Annotated in this window: 14 protein-coding genes; 10 read left to right on the plus strand and 4 right to left on the minus strand. The window is 71.4% G+C overall.

Features of this window, described 5'->3' with window-relative positions:
• The 7 genes from KDL01_RS14645 to KDL01_RS14675 form a co-directional block, all read left to right on the plus strand.
• On the plus strand, nucleotides 1–630 hold a 630-nt coding region (locus tag KDL01_RS14645; RefSeq protein WP_246576442.1), incomplete at its 5' end, for a helix-turn-helix transcriptional regulator.
• A 196-nt stretch (nucleotides 631–826) separates the two neighbouring features.
• Nucleotides 827–2,371, plus strand: a complete 1,545-nt coding sequence (locus KDL01_RS14650; protein WP_212529028.1) for an aldehyde dehydrogenase family protein — start codon at nucleotides 827–829, stop codon at nucleotides 2,369–2,371.
• Nucleotides 2,372–2,382: 11 nt separating this feature from the next.
• Nucleotides 2,383–3,486: a Zn-dependent alcohol dehydrogenase gene (locus tag KDL01_RS14655; RefSeq protein WP_212529029.1), complete on the plus strand. Its 1,104-nt coding sequence runs from the start codon at nucleotides 2,383–2,385 to the stop codon at nucleotides 3,484–3,486.
• On the plus strand, nucleotides 3,483–4,883 hold the full coding sequence (locus KDL01_RS14660; protein WP_212529030.1) for an NAD(P)/FAD-dependent oxidoreductase: 1,401 nt from the start codon (nucleotides 3,483–3,485) through the stop codon (nucleotides 4,881–4,883). Before KDL01_RS14655 ends, KDL01_RS14660 begins: the two co-directional genes overlap by 4 nt.
• A 9-nt stretch (nucleotides 4,884–4,892) precedes the next feature.
• Complete coding sequence (locus KDL01_RS14665; protein WP_212529031.1) at nucleotides 4,893–6,341, plus strand: aminobutyraldehyde dehydrogenase; 1,449 nt, start codon at nucleotides 4,893–4,895, stop codon at nucleotides 6,339–6,341.
• Nucleotides 6,342–6,393: 52 nt separating this feature from the next.
• A complete protein-coding gene (locus KDL01_RS14670; protein ID WP_212529032.1) occupies nucleotides 6,394–7,824 on the plus strand; it encodes an APC family permease in 1,431 nt (476 codons plus the stop codon).
• A gap of 138 nt (nucleotides 7,825–7,962) precedes the next feature.
• Nucleotides 7,963–8,589 carry a hypothetical protein gene (locus KDL01_RS14675; protein ID WP_212529033.1) on the plus strand — a complete coding sequence of 209 codons (627 nt, stop codon included), beginning with the start codon at nucleotides 7,963–7,965 and terminating at the stop codon, nucleotides 8,587–8,589.
• A gap of 33 nt (nucleotides 8,590–8,622) precedes the next feature.
• On the opposite strand, the gene KDL01_RS14680 is transcribed toward KDL01_RS14675, so the two are convergent.
• The 3 genes from KDL01_RS14680 to KDL01_RS14690 form a co-directional block, all read right to left on the minus strand.
• Nucleotides 8,623–9,309: a pyridoxamine 5'-phosphate oxidase family protein gene (locus KDL01_RS14680; RefSeq protein WP_212529034.1), complete on the minus strand. Its 687-nt coding sequence runs from the start codon at nucleotides 9,307–9,309 to the stop codon at nucleotides 8,623–8,625.
• A gap of 63 nt (nucleotides 9,310–9,372) precedes the next feature.
• On the minus strand, nucleotides 9,373–10,326 hold the full coding sequence (locus KDL01_RS14685) for a TIGR03621 family F420-dependent LLM class oxidoreductase (protein ID WP_212529035.1): 954 nt from the start codon (nucleotides 10,324–10,326) through the stop codon (nucleotides 9,373–9,375).
• A 51-nt stretch (nucleotides 10,327–10,377) separates the two neighbouring features.
• Nucleotides 10,378–11,049 carry a Type 1 glutamine amidotransferase-like domain-containing protein gene (locus KDL01_RS14690; protein ID WP_212529036.1) on the minus strand — a complete coding sequence of 224 codons (672 nt, stop codon included), beginning with the start codon at nucleotides 11,047–11,049 and terminating at the stop codon, nucleotides 10,378–10,380.
• A gap of 257 nt (nucleotides 11,050–11,306) precedes the next feature.
• Between KDL01_RS14690 and KDL01_RS14695 the strand changes: the two genes are divergently transcribed.
• From KDL01_RS14695 to KDL01_RS14705, 3 genes are all read left to right on the plus strand, one after another.
• A complete protein-coding gene (locus tag KDL01_RS14695; protein WP_212529037.1) occupies nucleotides 11,307–12,008 on the plus strand; it encodes a TetR/AcrR family transcriptional regulator in 702 nt (233 codons plus the stop codon).
• A gap of 3 nt (nucleotides 12,009–12,011) precedes the next feature.
• Entirely contained in the window at nucleotides 12,012–13,052 is a 1,041-nt protein-coding gene (locus KDL01_RS14700; protein WP_212529038.1) for an NAD(P)-dependent alcohol dehydrogenase, read from the plus strand.
• 103 nt (nucleotides 13,053–13,155) lie between these two features.
• Nucleotides 13,156–13,962: an SDR family NAD(P)-dependent oxidoreductase gene (locus KDL01_RS14705; protein WP_212529039.1), complete on the plus strand. Its 807-nt coding sequence runs from the start codon at nucleotides 13,156–13,158 to the stop codon at nucleotides 13,960–13,962.
• An 84-nt stretch (nucleotides 13,963–14,046) separates the two neighbouring features.
• Here the strand turns inward: KDL01_RS14705 and KDL01_RS14710 are convergent, their stop codons facing one another.
• The gene (locus tag KDL01_RS14710) at nucleotides 14,047–15,021 is read right to left on the minus strand and encodes a quinone oxidoreductase family protein (RefSeq protein ID WP_212529040.1); all 975 of its coding nucleotides are present in this window, start codon (nucleotides 15,019–15,021) and stop codon (nucleotides 14,047–14,049) included.
• Nucleotides 15,022–15,126: the final 105 nt, after the last annotated feature.

The following is a 15,126-nucleotide window of genomic DNA, read 5'->3' on the forward strand; positions in this document are numbered from 1 at the left end:
GCCGCGGCCAGGGTGCGCGCGCTGGCGGGGAGGATCGAGGGCGCGGAGCGCGAGTGGGTGGACATGGTCCCGTTCGTGCGCGAGCAGATCGTGGACGGCTGGTCGCAGCACGCGGGTAAGCGCGTGCACCTGGAAGTGGCGGAGTGGCCGGCCTCCCTGCCGCTGGAGCTGACCACGCGGCTCTACCTGCTGATGCACAGTCTGGTCGCCCTTGCCGTGCGCGCCGCCGAGTCCCGGGTGACGCTCCTGCTGAGCGGTGACGGTCAGGCGATGTGGATCCAGGTGTGCGACGACCGCGCGGCCGCGCCCAGCGACGACCAGATCACCGCGTTCGCGCCGGAAGTGGTCGCCTCGGTCAAGCGGCTGGGCGGGAGCCTCGCCACCGTCCGCGACGCCGACGGCCTGCTGGGCGTGAAGGTGCTGCTACCGCTGTCGGTCGCGCGCCCCGAGGGCTACACCCTCACCACGAGGGAACGCCGCGTGCTCGAGGCGCTCTCGATCGGGACGAGCAACCGGGCGATCGCCGCCGAGCTCGGCATCTCGCCGAAGACGCTGCAGAACCATTTGACCGCGATCTACCGCAAGCTGGGCGTCGCCAGCCGGGCCCAGGCCATGCGCTTCCTGCGCTGAGCCGCCTGAGCCGCTTGAGCACCTGAGCGCAGCCACTCGACCGCGCGGCCCGATCAACCCTCAGATATGGGAGGGGTCCCAGGCCGTCTTCGCGGTAAAGAGCCCATAGAGCCCCGGTGACGAGCTGCTTAACCTCGTCCCATGGCAAGCGAGACGCGGCGGCCGGGCTGCCGCGGGATCCGGGCAGGGTGGCAATATGAAGATGCTCATTGACGGAGATTGGATCGAGGCCGGGCAGCGCCCCGTCATCGAGGTGAGGAATCCCGCCACGGGCGAGCTGATCGACACGGTACCGCAGGCGACGGCGGCCGACGTGGACGCCGCCGTGGCGGCGGCGGTCGCGGCGCAGAAGTCGTGGGCGCAGACCTCGGCGCTGGCCCGGTCGACGATCATGCTGGACTTCGCGCGCCGGGTCCGCGAGTCCCAGCGCGAGCTCGCCGAGCTGCTGACCCGCGAGGGCGGCTCGGCGCTGGCCGAGAACATGGACGAGATCCGGTGGGTCGCCGAGGCGACCGAGTTCTACGCGCAGATGGCCCGCAACGTGGGCGGGCGCGTGGTGCCCTCGCAGGAGCCCACCCTGACCAATCTGGTGGTCAAGCACCCGGTCGGCGTGGTCGCGGCGCTGGCGCCGTGGAACTATCCGGCGCTGCTGCTGGCGTGGAAGATCGCCCCGGCGATCGCGGCCGGCAACGCCGTGGTGGTCAAGCCGCCGCCGGAGGCGCCGCTGACCGTGCTGCGGCTGCTCGAGCTGCTCGACGCGCCGGCCGGGGTGGTCCAGGTGGTGACGGGAGGCACCGAGACCGGCATCGCGCTGGTCGAGCACCCCGGCGTGGACATGGTGGCGTTCACCGGCTCGCTCGACGCCGGCCGCGCGATCATCCGGTCCAGCGCCGAGCGGGTCAAGCGGGTGTCGCTGGAGCTGTCCGGGCACGACCCGTTCATCGTCTGCGACGACGTCGATCTCGACGACGCCGTCGAGGCGGCGCTGTGGGCCGGATTCACCAACGCCGGGCAGGTGTGCACGTCCGCGGAGCGCGTCTACGTCATGCGCGGGGTCTACGACGCGTTCGTCGCGAAGCTGTCCGCCCGCGCCGACGAGCTCATCGTGGGAGATCCGCTGGACACGTCCACGGATGTCGGTGCCCTGTGCACGCAGGCCCAACTCGACAAGACGATCGCGTACGTCGAGCGGGCGAAGGCGGCCGGAGGCACGGTCCTGGCCGGCGGCGAGCAGGTCGCGGGGCCGGGCTTCTTCTACCGTCCGACCGTCATCACGGGTCTGACCCACGCCTACGTGAAGGAGGCCGGCGAGGTGTTCGGCCCGATCATGCCGATCATCCCGGTGGACTCCTTCGACGAGGCGCTGGAGAAGGCGAACGACAGTGACATGGGTCTGGGCGCCAACGTTCTGACCACGAACCTCGAGCGCGCCTGGCGGGCCAGCAAGGAACTGCCCTTCGGCCTGGTCTGGATCAACAACCCGCTCGTGGACAACGACGCCGGGCCCTTCGGCGGCCAGCGGATGAGCGGACTCGGCCGGGAGCTCGGCGAGGAAGGGCTCGAGGCGTTCATGGAGACCTCGCACGTGAGCTTCGACTACCGCCTGGAACGCAAGTACTGGTGGTATCCCTACGCGAACTACTCCGAGGTCATGGGCCTGAGCGACGGGCGCGCGTCGGGCTTCCTCGGCGGCCACGCCGGCACCACGGCCGCGGCGACCGCGTCGCAGCGGGACCGGTGAAGCACATGCGGATGAAAGCAGTGGTCTTCGACGGGCCGGGCCGGGATCTCGTCCTGACCGAGCTCGAGATCGACGAGCCGCGCGCCACCGAGGTCCGGGTCCGCATCACCGCGGCCGGGATCTGCCACAGCGACTACCGGGTACTGGCGGGGGAGTGGGGCGCCGCGACGCCGCTCGTCCTCGGACACGAGGGCGCCGGGATCGTCGAGGCGGTCGGCGACGCGGTGCAAGGCCTCGAAGTCGGCGACACGGTCGCCCTGTCCTGGACGCCCAACTGCGGCAGATGCCGCTACTGCGTCAGCGGCCGCCCGCAGCTGTGCCAGTCGGCCGTCGCCCACGCCTATCGCAATGTCCTGCCCGACGGCACCACGCGGCTCAGCCGCGCGGGTGAGCCCGTCTACAGCTACCTCTCGGTCGGCTCGTTCGCCGAATACGCGGTCGTGCCGGAGAGCGGAGCGGTCAAGATCGACGCGGGGATCGATCCCGCGATCGCCGCCGTCGTCGGCTGCGCGGTCACCACCGGGGTGGGCGCCGCAGTCAACACCCGCCCGGTCTCCGTCGGCGAGAACGTGCTGGTCATCGGCGCGGGCGGGGTGGGACTCTCGGTGATCATGGGCGCCGGGCTGCAGTCGCCCGGCCGCCTCATCGCCGTCGACGTCGTCGAGAGCAAGCTCCAGCTGGCGAAGGAGTTCGGCGCCACGGACACGATCGACGCCACCGCGTGCGACGTCGTCGAGGCGGTGCGCGAACTGACCGGCGGGCGGGGCGTGGATGTCGCGTTCGAGGCCAGCGGCCGGGCCGTGGGCGTGGAGCAGGCGTACGCGAGCCTCGCGGCCGGGGGCACCGCGGTGGTGGTCGGACAGGTGGCGACGGGCGAACGGATCTCCATCGACCCGATGGCGATGTCCGGGCGCGAACTGACCCTGACCGGCAGCAACTACGGTTCGGCCCGCCCGTCCGTGGACTTCGCGCGGATCCTGGGCCTGTATCAGCGGGGGCTGCTGCCCCTGGACCGGCTGGTGACCGACCGCGTCCGGCCGGAGCAGCTGAACGAGGCGTTCCGCGCGATGGGCCGCGGCGCCACCGAGGGCCGCTGGGTGGTGCGGTTCCCGTGACAGTCCTGACCGATCGGCACGGCAACACCTACCGCTCGCGGTCGCTGTGGCTGGACCAGCAGGGCGATCTGGCCCGGCGCCCCGCCCTGGACGGGGACGTCGAGGTCGACATCGCCGTCGTCGGCGGCGGCTTCACCGGCCTGTGGAGCGCCTACCACCTCGCGTCGCAGTCGCCTGAACTGCGGATCGCCGTGCTCGAGAGCGAGGTGGCCGGCTACGGCGCCGCCGGGCGCAACGGCGGCTGGGTCGGCGCCGGCATCGCCGGGGGAGCGGGCCGCTACGCCCGCCGCAGCGGATGGGCGCGGACGCGTGCGGCGGCCGAGCTGACCGAACGCGCCGTCGACGAGATCGGCGGCGTGGCCGGATCAGAGCAGATCGAGTGCGGCTTCGCGAAGGGCGGTACGCTCGCCATCGCGACGACGCGGCCGCAGTGGGACCGGCTGCGCGCCCGGCTCGAGGCGGCGAGCGCCACCGGCATGCGGGAGTCCGGCAGTACCCTGATGAGTCCCGGGGAAGCGGCCGCGCTGGTCTCGACCCCGGATATATACGGCGCCGTATTCACCCCGCACTGTGCCCGCGTCGATCCGGCGCGGCTCGTGCGCGGCCTGGCCGCCGCCTGTGAGGCGCGCGGCGTGCGGATCTACGAGGGCACCCGCGCCGAAGCGGTCGAAGCCGGCGTGGTGCGCACCGCCGGCGGCCGGGTCACCGCGTGCTCGGTCGTCCTGGCCACCGAGGCGTGGACGACCGGGCTCTCCCGGGCAGCGGGCTCCTACCTGCCGCTGACCTCGATGATGATCGCGACCGAGCCGCTGCCGTCGAGCGTGTGGGAGGAACTCGGCTGGCCGCACGGCCTGACCGTGCGCGACCAGCGGCACCTGTTCTTCTACGCGCAGCGCACCGCCGACGACCGGATCGCGATCGGCGGCCGCGGAGCCCCGTACTCGCTGCGCGATCCGTTGGCCGAGTTCGACACGCGCAACAGCGCGGTCTGGGCGCGGCTTGAGCGGACCCTGCACGAGCACTTCCCGGTCACCTCCGGCTACGCGGTCACCCATCGCTGGGGAGGCGCGCTGGCGGTGCCGCGCGACTGGAGCATGTCCGTGGGCTACGACCCGGCGACGGGCCTCGGGCACGCGGGCGGCTACTCAGGCCACGGAGTCGTCGCGTCCTACCTCGCCGGACGGGCGCTCGCCGATCTCATCGCCGGACGGGAGACGCCCTACACGCGGGCGCCGTGGGTCGGACACCGCAGCCGGCGCTGGGAACCCGAGCCCCTGCGCTACCTGGCGGCCAACGCGATCGTGCGGCTGCTCGAATCCGCCGACCGCAAGGAAGACACCAAGGGCACACCCGCCCACCGCACGCGCGTGCTGCGCCCCGTCCTACCGCCCGCCTGAGGAGCTCCGTTGACCACCACCGCAACCCCAAGCACCCTGCCCGCGGCCTGGATCGGGAACGAACCGGTCGACGCGCCGGGCGGCGGCCTCGAGGTGATCGACCCCTCGACCGGCGAGACGCTCGCCGCCGTCGGCATCGCCTCACGCGACCTGGTCGAGCGGGCCGTCCGGCGCGCCGGAGCAGCCTTCGACGACTGGGCCGATACCACCCCCGTCCGGCGCGACGACCTGCTCAACGAGCTCGCCGCCCGGCTGCTGGAGCACAAGGACGAACTCGGGCGGCTCGAGGCGGCCAACACCGGCAAGCCCCTGCACGTGGCCCTCGGCGAGGTCGACAGCGCCGCCGATCAGCTCCGGTTCTTCGGCGGCGCCGCACGGAGCCTCGAGGGCAAGGCCGCGCGCGAGTACCTGCCAGGGCGGACCTCCTTCGTCCGGCGCGACCCGGTCGGCGTGATCGGCCAGATCACGCCCTGGAACTATCCCCTCGTCATGGCCGTCTGGAAGATCGGACCGGCCCTCGCCGCGGGCAACACCGTCGTGGTCAAGCCCAGCGAGCTCACCCCGCTCAGCACCCTGCGTCTCGCCGAGCTGGCCGCCGACATCCTGCCGCCGGGCGTCTTGAACGTCGTCGCCGGCGACGGGGCGGGCACCGGCAACGACCTCGCCGCCAGCGCGGGCGTGGACATGCTCTGCGTCACCGGCAGCGTCGCCACCGGCCGGCACGTCCTGCGCAACGCCGTGCCCCGGATCACCCGCACCCACCTGGAGCTGGGCGGCAAGGCGCCGGTGGTGGTGTTCGGCGACTGCGACGTGCGCCGACTGGTCGAGCAGATGAAGGTCGCCGCGTACTGGAACTCGGGCCAGGACTGCACGGCCGCCGCCCGCATCCTGGTCCAGGACGAGATCCACGACGAGGTCCTCGACGCCCTCACCGCGATGGTCGCGACGATCCGGGTGGGCACCCCGTTCGCCGAGGGCGGCAGCGACATGGGCCCGGTGATCTCGCAGGCGCACCGGGAGCGCGTCCTCGGCTTCCTCGACCGGGCCACCGAGGCCGGGGCACGCGTGGTGGCCGGCGGCAACGCGATCGCCGGCGGCGGGTGGTTCGTCGAACCGACCATCGTCACCGGTGTCACGCCGAGCCACGAGATCGTCCGCAGCGAGGTGTTCGGCCCGGTCATCACGGTCGAGCCCTTCACCGACGAGCAGCACGCGCTCGAGCTCGCCAACGACTCGGACTACGGCCTGAGCGCGTCGGTGTGGACCAACCGGCTCGACCGCTCGCTGCGGATGGCGCGCCGGCTGCGCTCCGGCGCGGTCTGGCTCAACGACCACCTGACCGTCGCGGACGAGATGCCGCACGGCGGCGCCAAGATGTCCGGCTACGGCAAGGACCTCTCCAGCTACGCGATCGAGGACTACACGGTCGTCAAGCACGTCATGGCCCGGATCGACTGAGATCCGGTATACACCCCCTACCGCACACCACCTACCACTGAGAGGAGCGACGGTGACGACCCAGTCCAGCGAGACCCGGTCCAGCGAGTCGCAGGCAATACCGCACAACCTCACCTGGCGCGACGGCTTCGCACTGACCCTGGTGATCCCGATGGGGATCTTCGCCACGCTCGGCCCGCTGATCGGAAGCATCGGTTCAGGGGCCGTCGCCGCGCTCTACATCGCGTGCGGACTCCTGGCGATGCTGCAGAACTTCTTCCACGCCGAGATGGCCTCCATGTTCCCGGACAAGGCCGGCGGGATCCCGCTCTACGCGCACGAGGCGTGGAAACGCTACCTGCCCGCGATCGGATCCGTGGTCACCTTCGGGTACTGGGCCGGCTGGGCGTTCAGCAACGCCGTGTACGCGCTGCTGATGGGCCAGCTGCTGCAGGGCGAGTTCTTCCCGCACGCCACCTGGAGCATCTCCACCGGCACCTCGCACCTCGGCCTGGCCGGCGTCATCGGCGTCGCCACGCTGATCGTGGTCTTGCTGCTCAACGCCTACGGGGTGCGCCAGACCGCGCTGATGAACAAGATCCTCGGCGCCCTGGTGGTCCTGCTCATCGTGATCCTGGTCGTGCTCCCGCTGGCCGAGGGCAAGTTCCACGGCTCCGGCATCACCTGGGGCCTGACCACGGCAGGGCCCTGGCACGGCTGGCGGCTGCTGTTCGCCTTCATGTTCGTCTTCGCCTGGACCACCTACGGCACCGAGGCGGCCGCGGTGTTCACCACCGAATACCGCACGCCGCGCACCGACACCCCGAAGGCGCTCGTCTCCTCCGGCGCGTTCACCGTCATCGTGGCCGTCGCCCTCACCCTCGGCGTCGGCGGCACGCTGACCGACAAGGTGATCGCGCAGGACCCGGGCTCGATGTACACCCAGGCGTTCGCCCAGGTGGTCGGCTCCGCCTCGGCGATCATCACCATCCTGCTCGCCGCCGCGCTGTTCGTCATCATGAACTCCTGCACCGCGGTGGCCGGCCGGGCGCTCTACGCGCTGGCCAAGGACGACATGACGATCAAACAGTTCAACCACCTCAACAGCCGCGGCCTGCCCGCCCGGGCGATGCTGGCGGACCTGGTGCTGAACTCGGTCATGATCGTGTTCGTGGGCAACACCCTGGGCATCATCTTCGCCTCCAACATCGGCTACATGGTCGCCACGGTGATGGTGCTGGCCGGCTTCGTCCTGCTGCGCCGGGACCGGCCCGACTGGCCCAGGCCCATCCGCGTCCCCGGCCCGCTGGTCCCGCTCGCCGGCGTGCTGGCCCTGGTCAACGCGGTCTTCCTGGTGGTGGCCTTCCTCTACCCGGGCGACGCGGGCTACGGCGGCACCGCGGAACAGATCATCGGCGTCGGAGTCCTGCTGGCCTCGCTCGCGCTCTACGCCTACCGCCGCCGCGTCCAGGACCGGGGCGTCGTGGCGGGGGCGGAGGCGTAAGGACCGCAATCGCAACGGTCCCGGCGGTCTCGATATGAGGCCGCCGGGACCTTCGCCTGTGCGCTGTAGACCGCGTGGAATCGCTACACTCCGCGCTGAGTCGGTTGTGGACACTGTGATGGGGGACAGGCGATGGGGATGGACCTGGGCGAGGAGGACCTGCTTCCGAGTGAGACGGTCGTGCTGAGTAAGAGCGCGAACGCGATGGTCCGGGTGAGCGAGTTCGGCTTGAGCCGCTTCGCCTTCGACCGCGTCATGGTGGCGGCGGGGCTCGGCGGCGTCGAGGCGATCGGCGGGAAGCTCTACGTGACCGACTGCCGGGTGGTGTTCAAGTCCCACGCGGTCAACCGGGTTCGCGGCGCGTTCAGCGTCTTCCTCCCGACCGTGCGGGATCTGCGTGACACCTCCTCGGGGATCAAGCGCCAACTCGAGCTCGCCTCGGCCTCCCAGCGCTTCACCTTCGTCGTCTGGGGCGTGCCGAAGGTGATCGCAGCCATCGAAGACGCCCGCGCCCGGCTCGACCCGGCAGCGGTGTCGCGGCTGGCCGAGTCGGCCACGGCGCACAGCGCCCGGCTCGGTGAGGGACTCCAGACCGCCGCGGGCATCGAGACGGTCAACCGGTTCCTGACCGGCCTCACCCACCCGGGCACCGGCGGTGCCCCGTCGGCGCCGGGCACGCTCGCGCAAACAGGCCTGAGCGGCGCCGGGATGAGCACCGCGCTCAACCTCGCCGAACTGCAGTACGCGAGTCGGTCGGCGCGGTAGCCGGAACGAGGCGCCTTGGACAGGGGCGTGCGCTCAGGCGTACAGCCCCTTCTCGTACTGGGGGCCGTAGTAGGTCTCGAGCGCCTCGAGGGTCTTGGCGGAGTTGTGCAGCGCCTTGACGATGGTGGCGTGCGTGGGCAGGTCCTCGGGGCGCCAGCTCTCGGGGTTCCACAGGCCGGAGCGCATGGACGCCTTCTGGCAGTGGAAGAAGACGGTGTCGATGTCGACGAGGTAGGCCAGGATCGGGCGGTGGCCCTTGACCGTCATCTCGTCGAAGAACGGTGCGTCGCGCAGGATGCGTACCCGCCCGTTGATACGGAGCGTCTCCCGGCGCCCGGGCACCAGGAACAGCAGGCCGACGTGCGGGTTGCTCAGGATGTTGTGGAATCCGTCGGCGCGCTTGTTCCCCGGGCGCTCCGGAATCGCGATGGTCGTGTCGTCGAGGACGTGGACGAAGCCCGCAGGATCCCCCTTCGTGGAGAGGTCGCAGTTGCCCTCCGCGTCGCTGGTCGCTATCAGGCAGTATGAGCACGCAGCCAGCCAGGCCCGGTCCAGGGGATGCAGCCGGGGACGCTCTTTCGCGACGGCGCTCTCCAGCGGCGGGCCGCCGAGAGCCTCGCGCAGTTCGGCCGCCGTGGTGATCTCGGCGAACTCCTCGGCGCCGGCGGCGCGCTCCAGGTACGACGTCGGAACGGGACCGGTGGTTGCGATCTCAGCCATGGTCGTTATCGAACCATGATGCTGTGAATGAGTGGTGGAGATGCTGTGCTTGTCGTCTGCGGCTCAGGTTCCGGCCAGTTCCTGCACGATCGGGGCGAAGGTCTCCATGTCGTCGAGCAGGAACGAGCTGATGCCGAGGCGTTCGCGCAGGTCGATGAACTTCTGCGTCAGTTCCTTGATGGAGCCGATGAAGACGTGCGGCGACTCCAGGATCTCCTCGACGGTGAGCTCGACGCCGGTGCGCTCGCGCAGCTTGTCGGCGCGCCGGCGCGCCTCGCCCCTGGCGTCGCCGGTCACGACCATGGGGCCGCCGGTTGGGTAGCTGTTCAGCTCGATCTCGGCGAAGCGCTCGCCCGCCGCCTCGCGGATCCAGCCGATCTTCTCTTCGGTGGCCGCGAGCGTGATGCTGGGTGTGTCGACGGCCGGAAGGCCTTCGGCGTTCTTCCCGATCCGCGGCGCCAGGCCGATGATCTGGGCTTCCCGGGCGGCCAGCGTCAGCAGCCGCCTGCCTCCGCCGCCGATGAAGATCGGCGGGTGCGGGCGCTGGAGCGGCTTGGGCTGCGCGTCGTAGTCGGTGATCGTGTAGTGCCGGCCGGCGAAGGAGAATATCTCGTCGCCGAAGCAGCCCTTGATGACCTTGATCGATTCGGCGAGCTTGCCGACCCGGGTGCCGACGGGCTCGAAGGGGATGCCGATCGCGTCGTGCTCCGGCTTGTTCCACCCGGCTCCGAGCCCCACCTCCAGCCGCCCGCCCGACAGCCGGTCGAGCGTCGCGAGCTCCTGGGCCAGGACCGCGGGGTGGCGCAGGTTGTTGTTGAACACGAAGGTGCCGACGCGCAGCCGCTCGGTCGCCGCGGCCACCGCGGACAGGAACGGGATCGGCGCGTACACGCTGGTGAGATGGTCGGGGATCATCAGTGTGCTGTAGCCGATCGACTCGGCCCGCCGCGCGAAGGCGGCCAGGCCGGGTCCGTCGTGCTGTTCGCCGGTGTCGACGAGGAAGCGGAAAGGGCGCATGCCGATCATCGTGGCCGAAGCCCGCGGCGAGCGCCAGTAGCGGCCGTCGACCTAGCGTTCGAAGAGCCTCCAGTGCCCCTCGGAGACGATCTCGACGGCGCCGTCCACGACAGTGACGGCCGTCTGGTCGTCGACCGCGTACCCCGGCACCGGCAGGCGCGCGGCCCACCGTTCGGCGTCGGCCATGGTGTTCTGCGGGCACATCACGTTGTCCAGGTGCGGGAAGATCGAGAATCCGACCATGCCCAGCGCGCTGTCGCGCTCGCCGCCCGCGGCCGGCTTCCAGCCGACGAACTCCTGCCCGACGTGCGGGGCCATCACCATGCTGCCGGCGCTCAGTCCCACGTAGACGGTCTCGCTCAGCGACGGGAACAGATCCGCCAGGCCGGACTCGCGCATCCAGTGGCTCAGGTACAGCACGTCGCCGCCGCACACGAGCAGGGCGTCGGTCTCCCGGACCAGGGGGACCCAGTTCTCCTTGTCGATGCTGGGCAGCGCGGTCAGTTCAAGCATTCCCACGGACTTCCACCCGAGCTCGACCAGGGGAGTCGGGGTCTGCCCGGCGATCTGCCGCCACGTCATGACGGCGGTCCCGGGCATGCCGTACATCGCGGTGGGGATGCACAGCGCGGTCGACTCGGCGATGGGCTTGCCCAGCATGTCCTCCAGCGCGTCGCGGATGCTCTGGTTGCTGACGCCGCCGGAGGTGAGCAGAAGCTTCATGGCGCCTTCCTTGTCCATGGAGAGCAGTTGCCGGGCAGCGGTGCGTCGTTGCCGGGGCCGGTGTCTTCGAACTCTGTCAGATCCTCTGGCGAAGGAGTCAATCACGGGGCACCGACTCGTACAAGTGTGCGAGCCGACGACACGGCGAGGCGGACCGCGGAGCGCGGAGCGCGGACGGCCCAGGTCACGTCCCAATGGGACATATGTCTCACCCAGACAAATGTCCCATCGGGACAATAGGGCATATGCTCGTGATCATGACGAGGACACGGCACGGCGGCGGGTCGGCCGGCGCGGCCGAGATCTCCGGGGACCGCAGGCGACTGCGGTCCCGAGAGACCCGCCACGCCATTTCCACCGCCGCGGCCGATCTGGTCCTGGAGCGCGGCCTGGGCGCCGTGGGCGTGGAGGACATCGCCGAGCGGGCCCATGTGGTCCGCCGGACCTTCAGCCGGCACTTCGCCGGCAAGGAGGAGGCGGTGCTCGACGCCACCCGTGACGACGGGGTGCGCATCAACCAGGCCCTGCGCGCGCGTCCGGCCTCCGAGCCGCCGCTGACCGCGTACCGCGCGGCCGTCGACGAATGGCTGGCCGAGCACGAGCTGCTCGACGCCGTCGCCTACACGCGCTGGCGCGACCTGGTCCGGCTCACCGAGCGGGAGCCGACGCTCTTCGCGGCGTACGAGCGGATCAGGGTGGACGCCCAGGACGAGTCGGTGGCCGTGCTGGCCGAGCGCATGGGCTGCGACGCCGAGTCGGACTTCCGGCCCGCGCTCGTGGTGTGGGCGGCGGCCGGCGCGCTGACGGCGGCGCTGCGGGCCTGGGCGCGGCAGGAGCACGACCAGGCGGCCGGGCTGCGCGCGTGGGTGCGGCAGGCGTACGGCGCCCTCGTCATACAGGTGGCCGCGGACGCGGCCGCGGGATCCGGTGAAGTATCCAGTGCAGGAGAAGGTGCGTGAGCTGTGAAGGCATTGCAGTACCGTGAGATAGGTTCGGCCCCCGAGGTCGTCACCGTGCCCGACCTCGAGCCCGGCCCCGGGCAGGTCCTGGTGAAGGTGACGGCGGCCGGGGTGTGCCACTCCGACATCGCCGTGATGAGCTGGCCCGCCGAGGGCTTCCCCTATCCGCTGCCGCTCACCCTGGGCCATGAGGGCGTGGGCGTCGTGGCGGGGCTGGGCGCCGGAGTCGCGGGTCTGGCCGAGGGCGACGCCGTCGCCGTCTACGGCCCCTGGGGCTGCGGCACCTGCGCGAAGTGCGCCGAGGGCAAGGAGAACTACTGCCTGCGCGCCGCGGAGCTCGGCATCATGCCGCCGGGACTGGGCGCGCCCGGCTCCATGGCCGAGTACATGCTCGTCGACTCCGCGCGTCACCTCGTCCCGATCGCGGGCATGGACCCGGTGGCCACCGTGCCGCTGACCGACGCGGGACTGACGCCGTATCACGCGATCAAGTCCGCGCTGCCCAAGCTCCTCCCGGGCTCGACCGCCGTGGTCATCGGCACCGGCGGCCTCGGCCACGTAGCGATCCAGCTGCTGCGCGCGATGAGCGCCGCCCGGGTCGTCGCGCTCGACGTGAGCGAGGACAAGCTCGCGCTCGCCCGGACCGTCGGCGCGCACGAGGCCTTCCCGTCCGACGGCGAGGCGGCCGGCCGGATCCGCGAACTGACCGGCGGCCGCGGCGCGGCGGCGGTCTTCGACTTCGTCGGGATCGCGCCGACCGTGGAGATCGCCCGGCAGGCGGTCGGGGTCGAGGGCGACGTGGTCCTCGTGGGGATCGGCGGCGCGGGGCTGCCCGTCGGCTTCGGCCACACGCCCTTCGACGCCAGCGTCAAGGCGCCGTACTGGGGCAGCCGCAGCGAGCTGTTCGAGGTGCTGGACCTGGCTCGGGCGGGCCTGGTCTCCGTGCACACCGAGACCTACTCGCTGGACGAGGCTCCGCTGGCCTACGAGCGCCTGCACGAGGGCAAGGTCAACGGCCGAGCGGTCATCCTGCCGAACGGCTGAGCGGCCGCGCACCACACGTACGAAGAGTACGGCGAAGATAACGAAGTTTCAGATCAAACCTGATCAGATCAGTACATCATCGGCACAGAAGAAGTGATGCAAGATGAGCAGTGCAGCAGAGATCAACGTCACCACGAACGGCACCGCGGGTGCGAGTGCGGGTGCGGAGTTCGCGGGCAGGACGGCATTGGTGACGGGAGCGGCCTCCGGCATCGGCCTGGCCGTGGCGCGTAAGCTCGCAGAAGGCGGCGCCAACGTCGTGGTGGCCGACTTCAACACCGAGGGCGCGGTGAAGGCCGTCGAGGAGATCAAGGCCGCGGGCGGCGCCGCTGCCGCCGTCAAGGTGGACGTCGCCGATCCGAAGTCCGTCGAGGACGCCGTCGCCTTCGCGGTCGGCACGTTCGGGGCGCTGCACCTGGCCGTGAACAACGCGGGCATCGGCGCCGACCCCATGCCCGTGGGCGAGTACGACATCGACGTGTGGCGCCGCGTCACCGGCGTCGACCTGGACGGCGTGTTCTACTCCATGCGCTACGAGATCCCGGCGATGCTGGCCGCCGGCGGCGGCGCGATCGTCAACACCGCCTCCATCCTCGGCTCGGTCGGATGGGCCGGGTCGGCCGCCTACGTCGCGTCCAAGCACGCCGTGCTCGGCCTGACCAAGTCGGCCGCCCTCGAGTACGCCGACAAGGGCGTGCGGATCAACGCGGTGGGACCCGGCTTCATCGAGACCCCGCTGCTGCAGAGCATGGACGAGGCCGCGCACGCGCAGCTGACCGCCCTGCACCCGGCCGGCCGGCTGGGCCGGCCCGAAGAGGTCGCGGAACTGATCGCGTTCCTGCTCTCGGACCGGGCCTCGTTCATCCACGGCAGCTACCACCTGGTCGACGGCGGCTTCACCGCGCGCTGAGCCGGCCGGCACCCGCCAGGGGCGACGTCGGGCCCGGTCTCCGTGCCGGGGATCGCGGCGTCGCCCGCGGGGTGCGAGGCGAGGTCAGGGACGCACGATCAGCTTCGCGCCGGGCGATCCGGCCGCCTGCGCCTGCCACGCCTGGGCGACGTCGTCGAGTGCGTAGACGCGGGTCGGCAGGCTCACCCGGCCCGCGACGACGAGCTGCATCAGATGCGCGAACGCGGCCCGCGCCCGCTCTGCCGAGATCGCCGCGCCGCTCAGCCCGGCGAGGCGGAGCCACCGATGGCGCAGCAGCCCCGCGTCCACGCTGGTCTCGGCCCCGGCGCTCTGGCCGAGGTTGACGTAGCGTCCGCCGAACTTGAGCCCGGCCAGCCCGGGCATGGCGTAAGGCCCCCACAGCGAGTCGAAGACCACGTCCACCGGGCCGCCCGCCTCGGCCAACTGCTGCTTGAAGCCCTCCGGGTCGGTGGGGTCGAGCAGGATCGTCGCGTCGGGCGCCCCTTCTCCGGCGCCGGCCATCGACTCGAGCCGCTCGGCGTTGCGCCCGGCGGCGATGACCGACTGCGCCCCGAAAGCCCTGGCCAACTGCACGAACGCCCGGCCGAGCGCGCCGGTCGCACCGAGTACGAGCACGGATTCGCCGGCGCGCAGGGCGGCGACGTCCTCGAGTGCCACCAGTGCGCTGATGCCGACCGAGCCGAGGGCGGCCACTTGAGCGTCGTCGACGCCGTCCGGGATCGGCAGGCAGGCGGCGTCCGGGGCGATGACGAGTTCTGCGAGGGTCCCGTCGACGAGGCCGCCGGGCACCTGGACCCGCACGCGGGTACCGGGCGCCAGGGTGTCACTCTCGACGACGACGCCCACGCCCTCGATTCCGGGGATGTGCGGGACGCCCGGGCGGCCGAGCGGGTGCCTGCCCGAGGAGATGGTGACGTCGATCGGGTTGATGGCCGCCGCCGTCATCCGGACCAGGGTGTGGCCCGGAGCCGGGACGGGATCCTTGTGTTCGAGCGGCTCGGGGACCTGGCCGAGCTGGTGGACTACCGCTGCGCGCATGGAACCGCCTCCGTCGGGAAGAAGTGAGTGACCGACCGGTCAGTCACTCTAGCCCGCGGCGAGGATCGCGGTCAACGGGTCGTCAGACGGGCCCCGCGTATGCTG

It is taken from the genome of Actinospica durhamensis, assembly GCF_018139695.1.
Classification (GTDB): domain Bacteria; phylum Actinomycetota; class Actinomycetes; order Streptomycetales; family Catenulisporaceae; genus Actinospica; species Actinospica durhamensis.

Excerpts from the sequence above, each read along its gene's own strand:
- KDL01_RS14685 (WP_212529035.1), bottom strand. The coding sequence starts at position 10,326 with ATGCGCCCTTTCCGCTTCCTCGTCGACACCGGCGAACAGCACGACGGA.
- KDL01_RS14680 (WP_212529034.1), bottom strand. The coding sequence starts at position 9,309 with ATGGCTGAGATCGCAACCACCGGTCCCGTTCCGACGTCGTACCTGGAG.
- KDL01_RS14690 (WP_212529036.1), bottom strand. The coding sequence starts at position 11,049 with ATGAAGCTTCTGCTCACCTCCGGCGGCGTCAGCAACCAGAGCATCCGC.
- KDL01_RS14655 (WP_212529029.1), top strand. The coding sequence starts at position 2,383 with ATGAAAGCAGTGGTCTTCGACGGGCCGGGCCGGGATCTCGTCCTGACC.
- KDL01_RS14710 (WP_212529040.1), bottom strand. The coding sequence starts at position 15,021 with ATGCGCGCAGCGGTAGTCCACCAGCTCGGCCAGGTCCCCGAGCCGCTC.
- KDL01_RS14650 (WP_212529028.1), top strand. The coding sequence starts at position 827 with ATGAAGATGCTCATTGACGGAGATTGGATCGAGGCCGGGCAGCGCCCC.
- KDL01_RS14705 (WP_212529039.1), top strand. The coding sequence starts at position 13,156 with ATGAGCAGTGCAGCAGAGATCAACGTCACCACGAACGGCACCGCGGGT.
- KDL01_RS14675 (WP_212529033.1), top strand. The coding sequence starts at position 7,963 with ATGGACCTGGGCGAGGAGGACCTGCTTCCGAGTGAGACGGTCGTGCTG.
- KDL01_RS14695 (WP_212529037.1), top strand. The coding sequence starts at position 11,307 with ATGACGAGGACACGGCACGGCGGCGGGTCGGCCGGCGCGGCCGAGATC.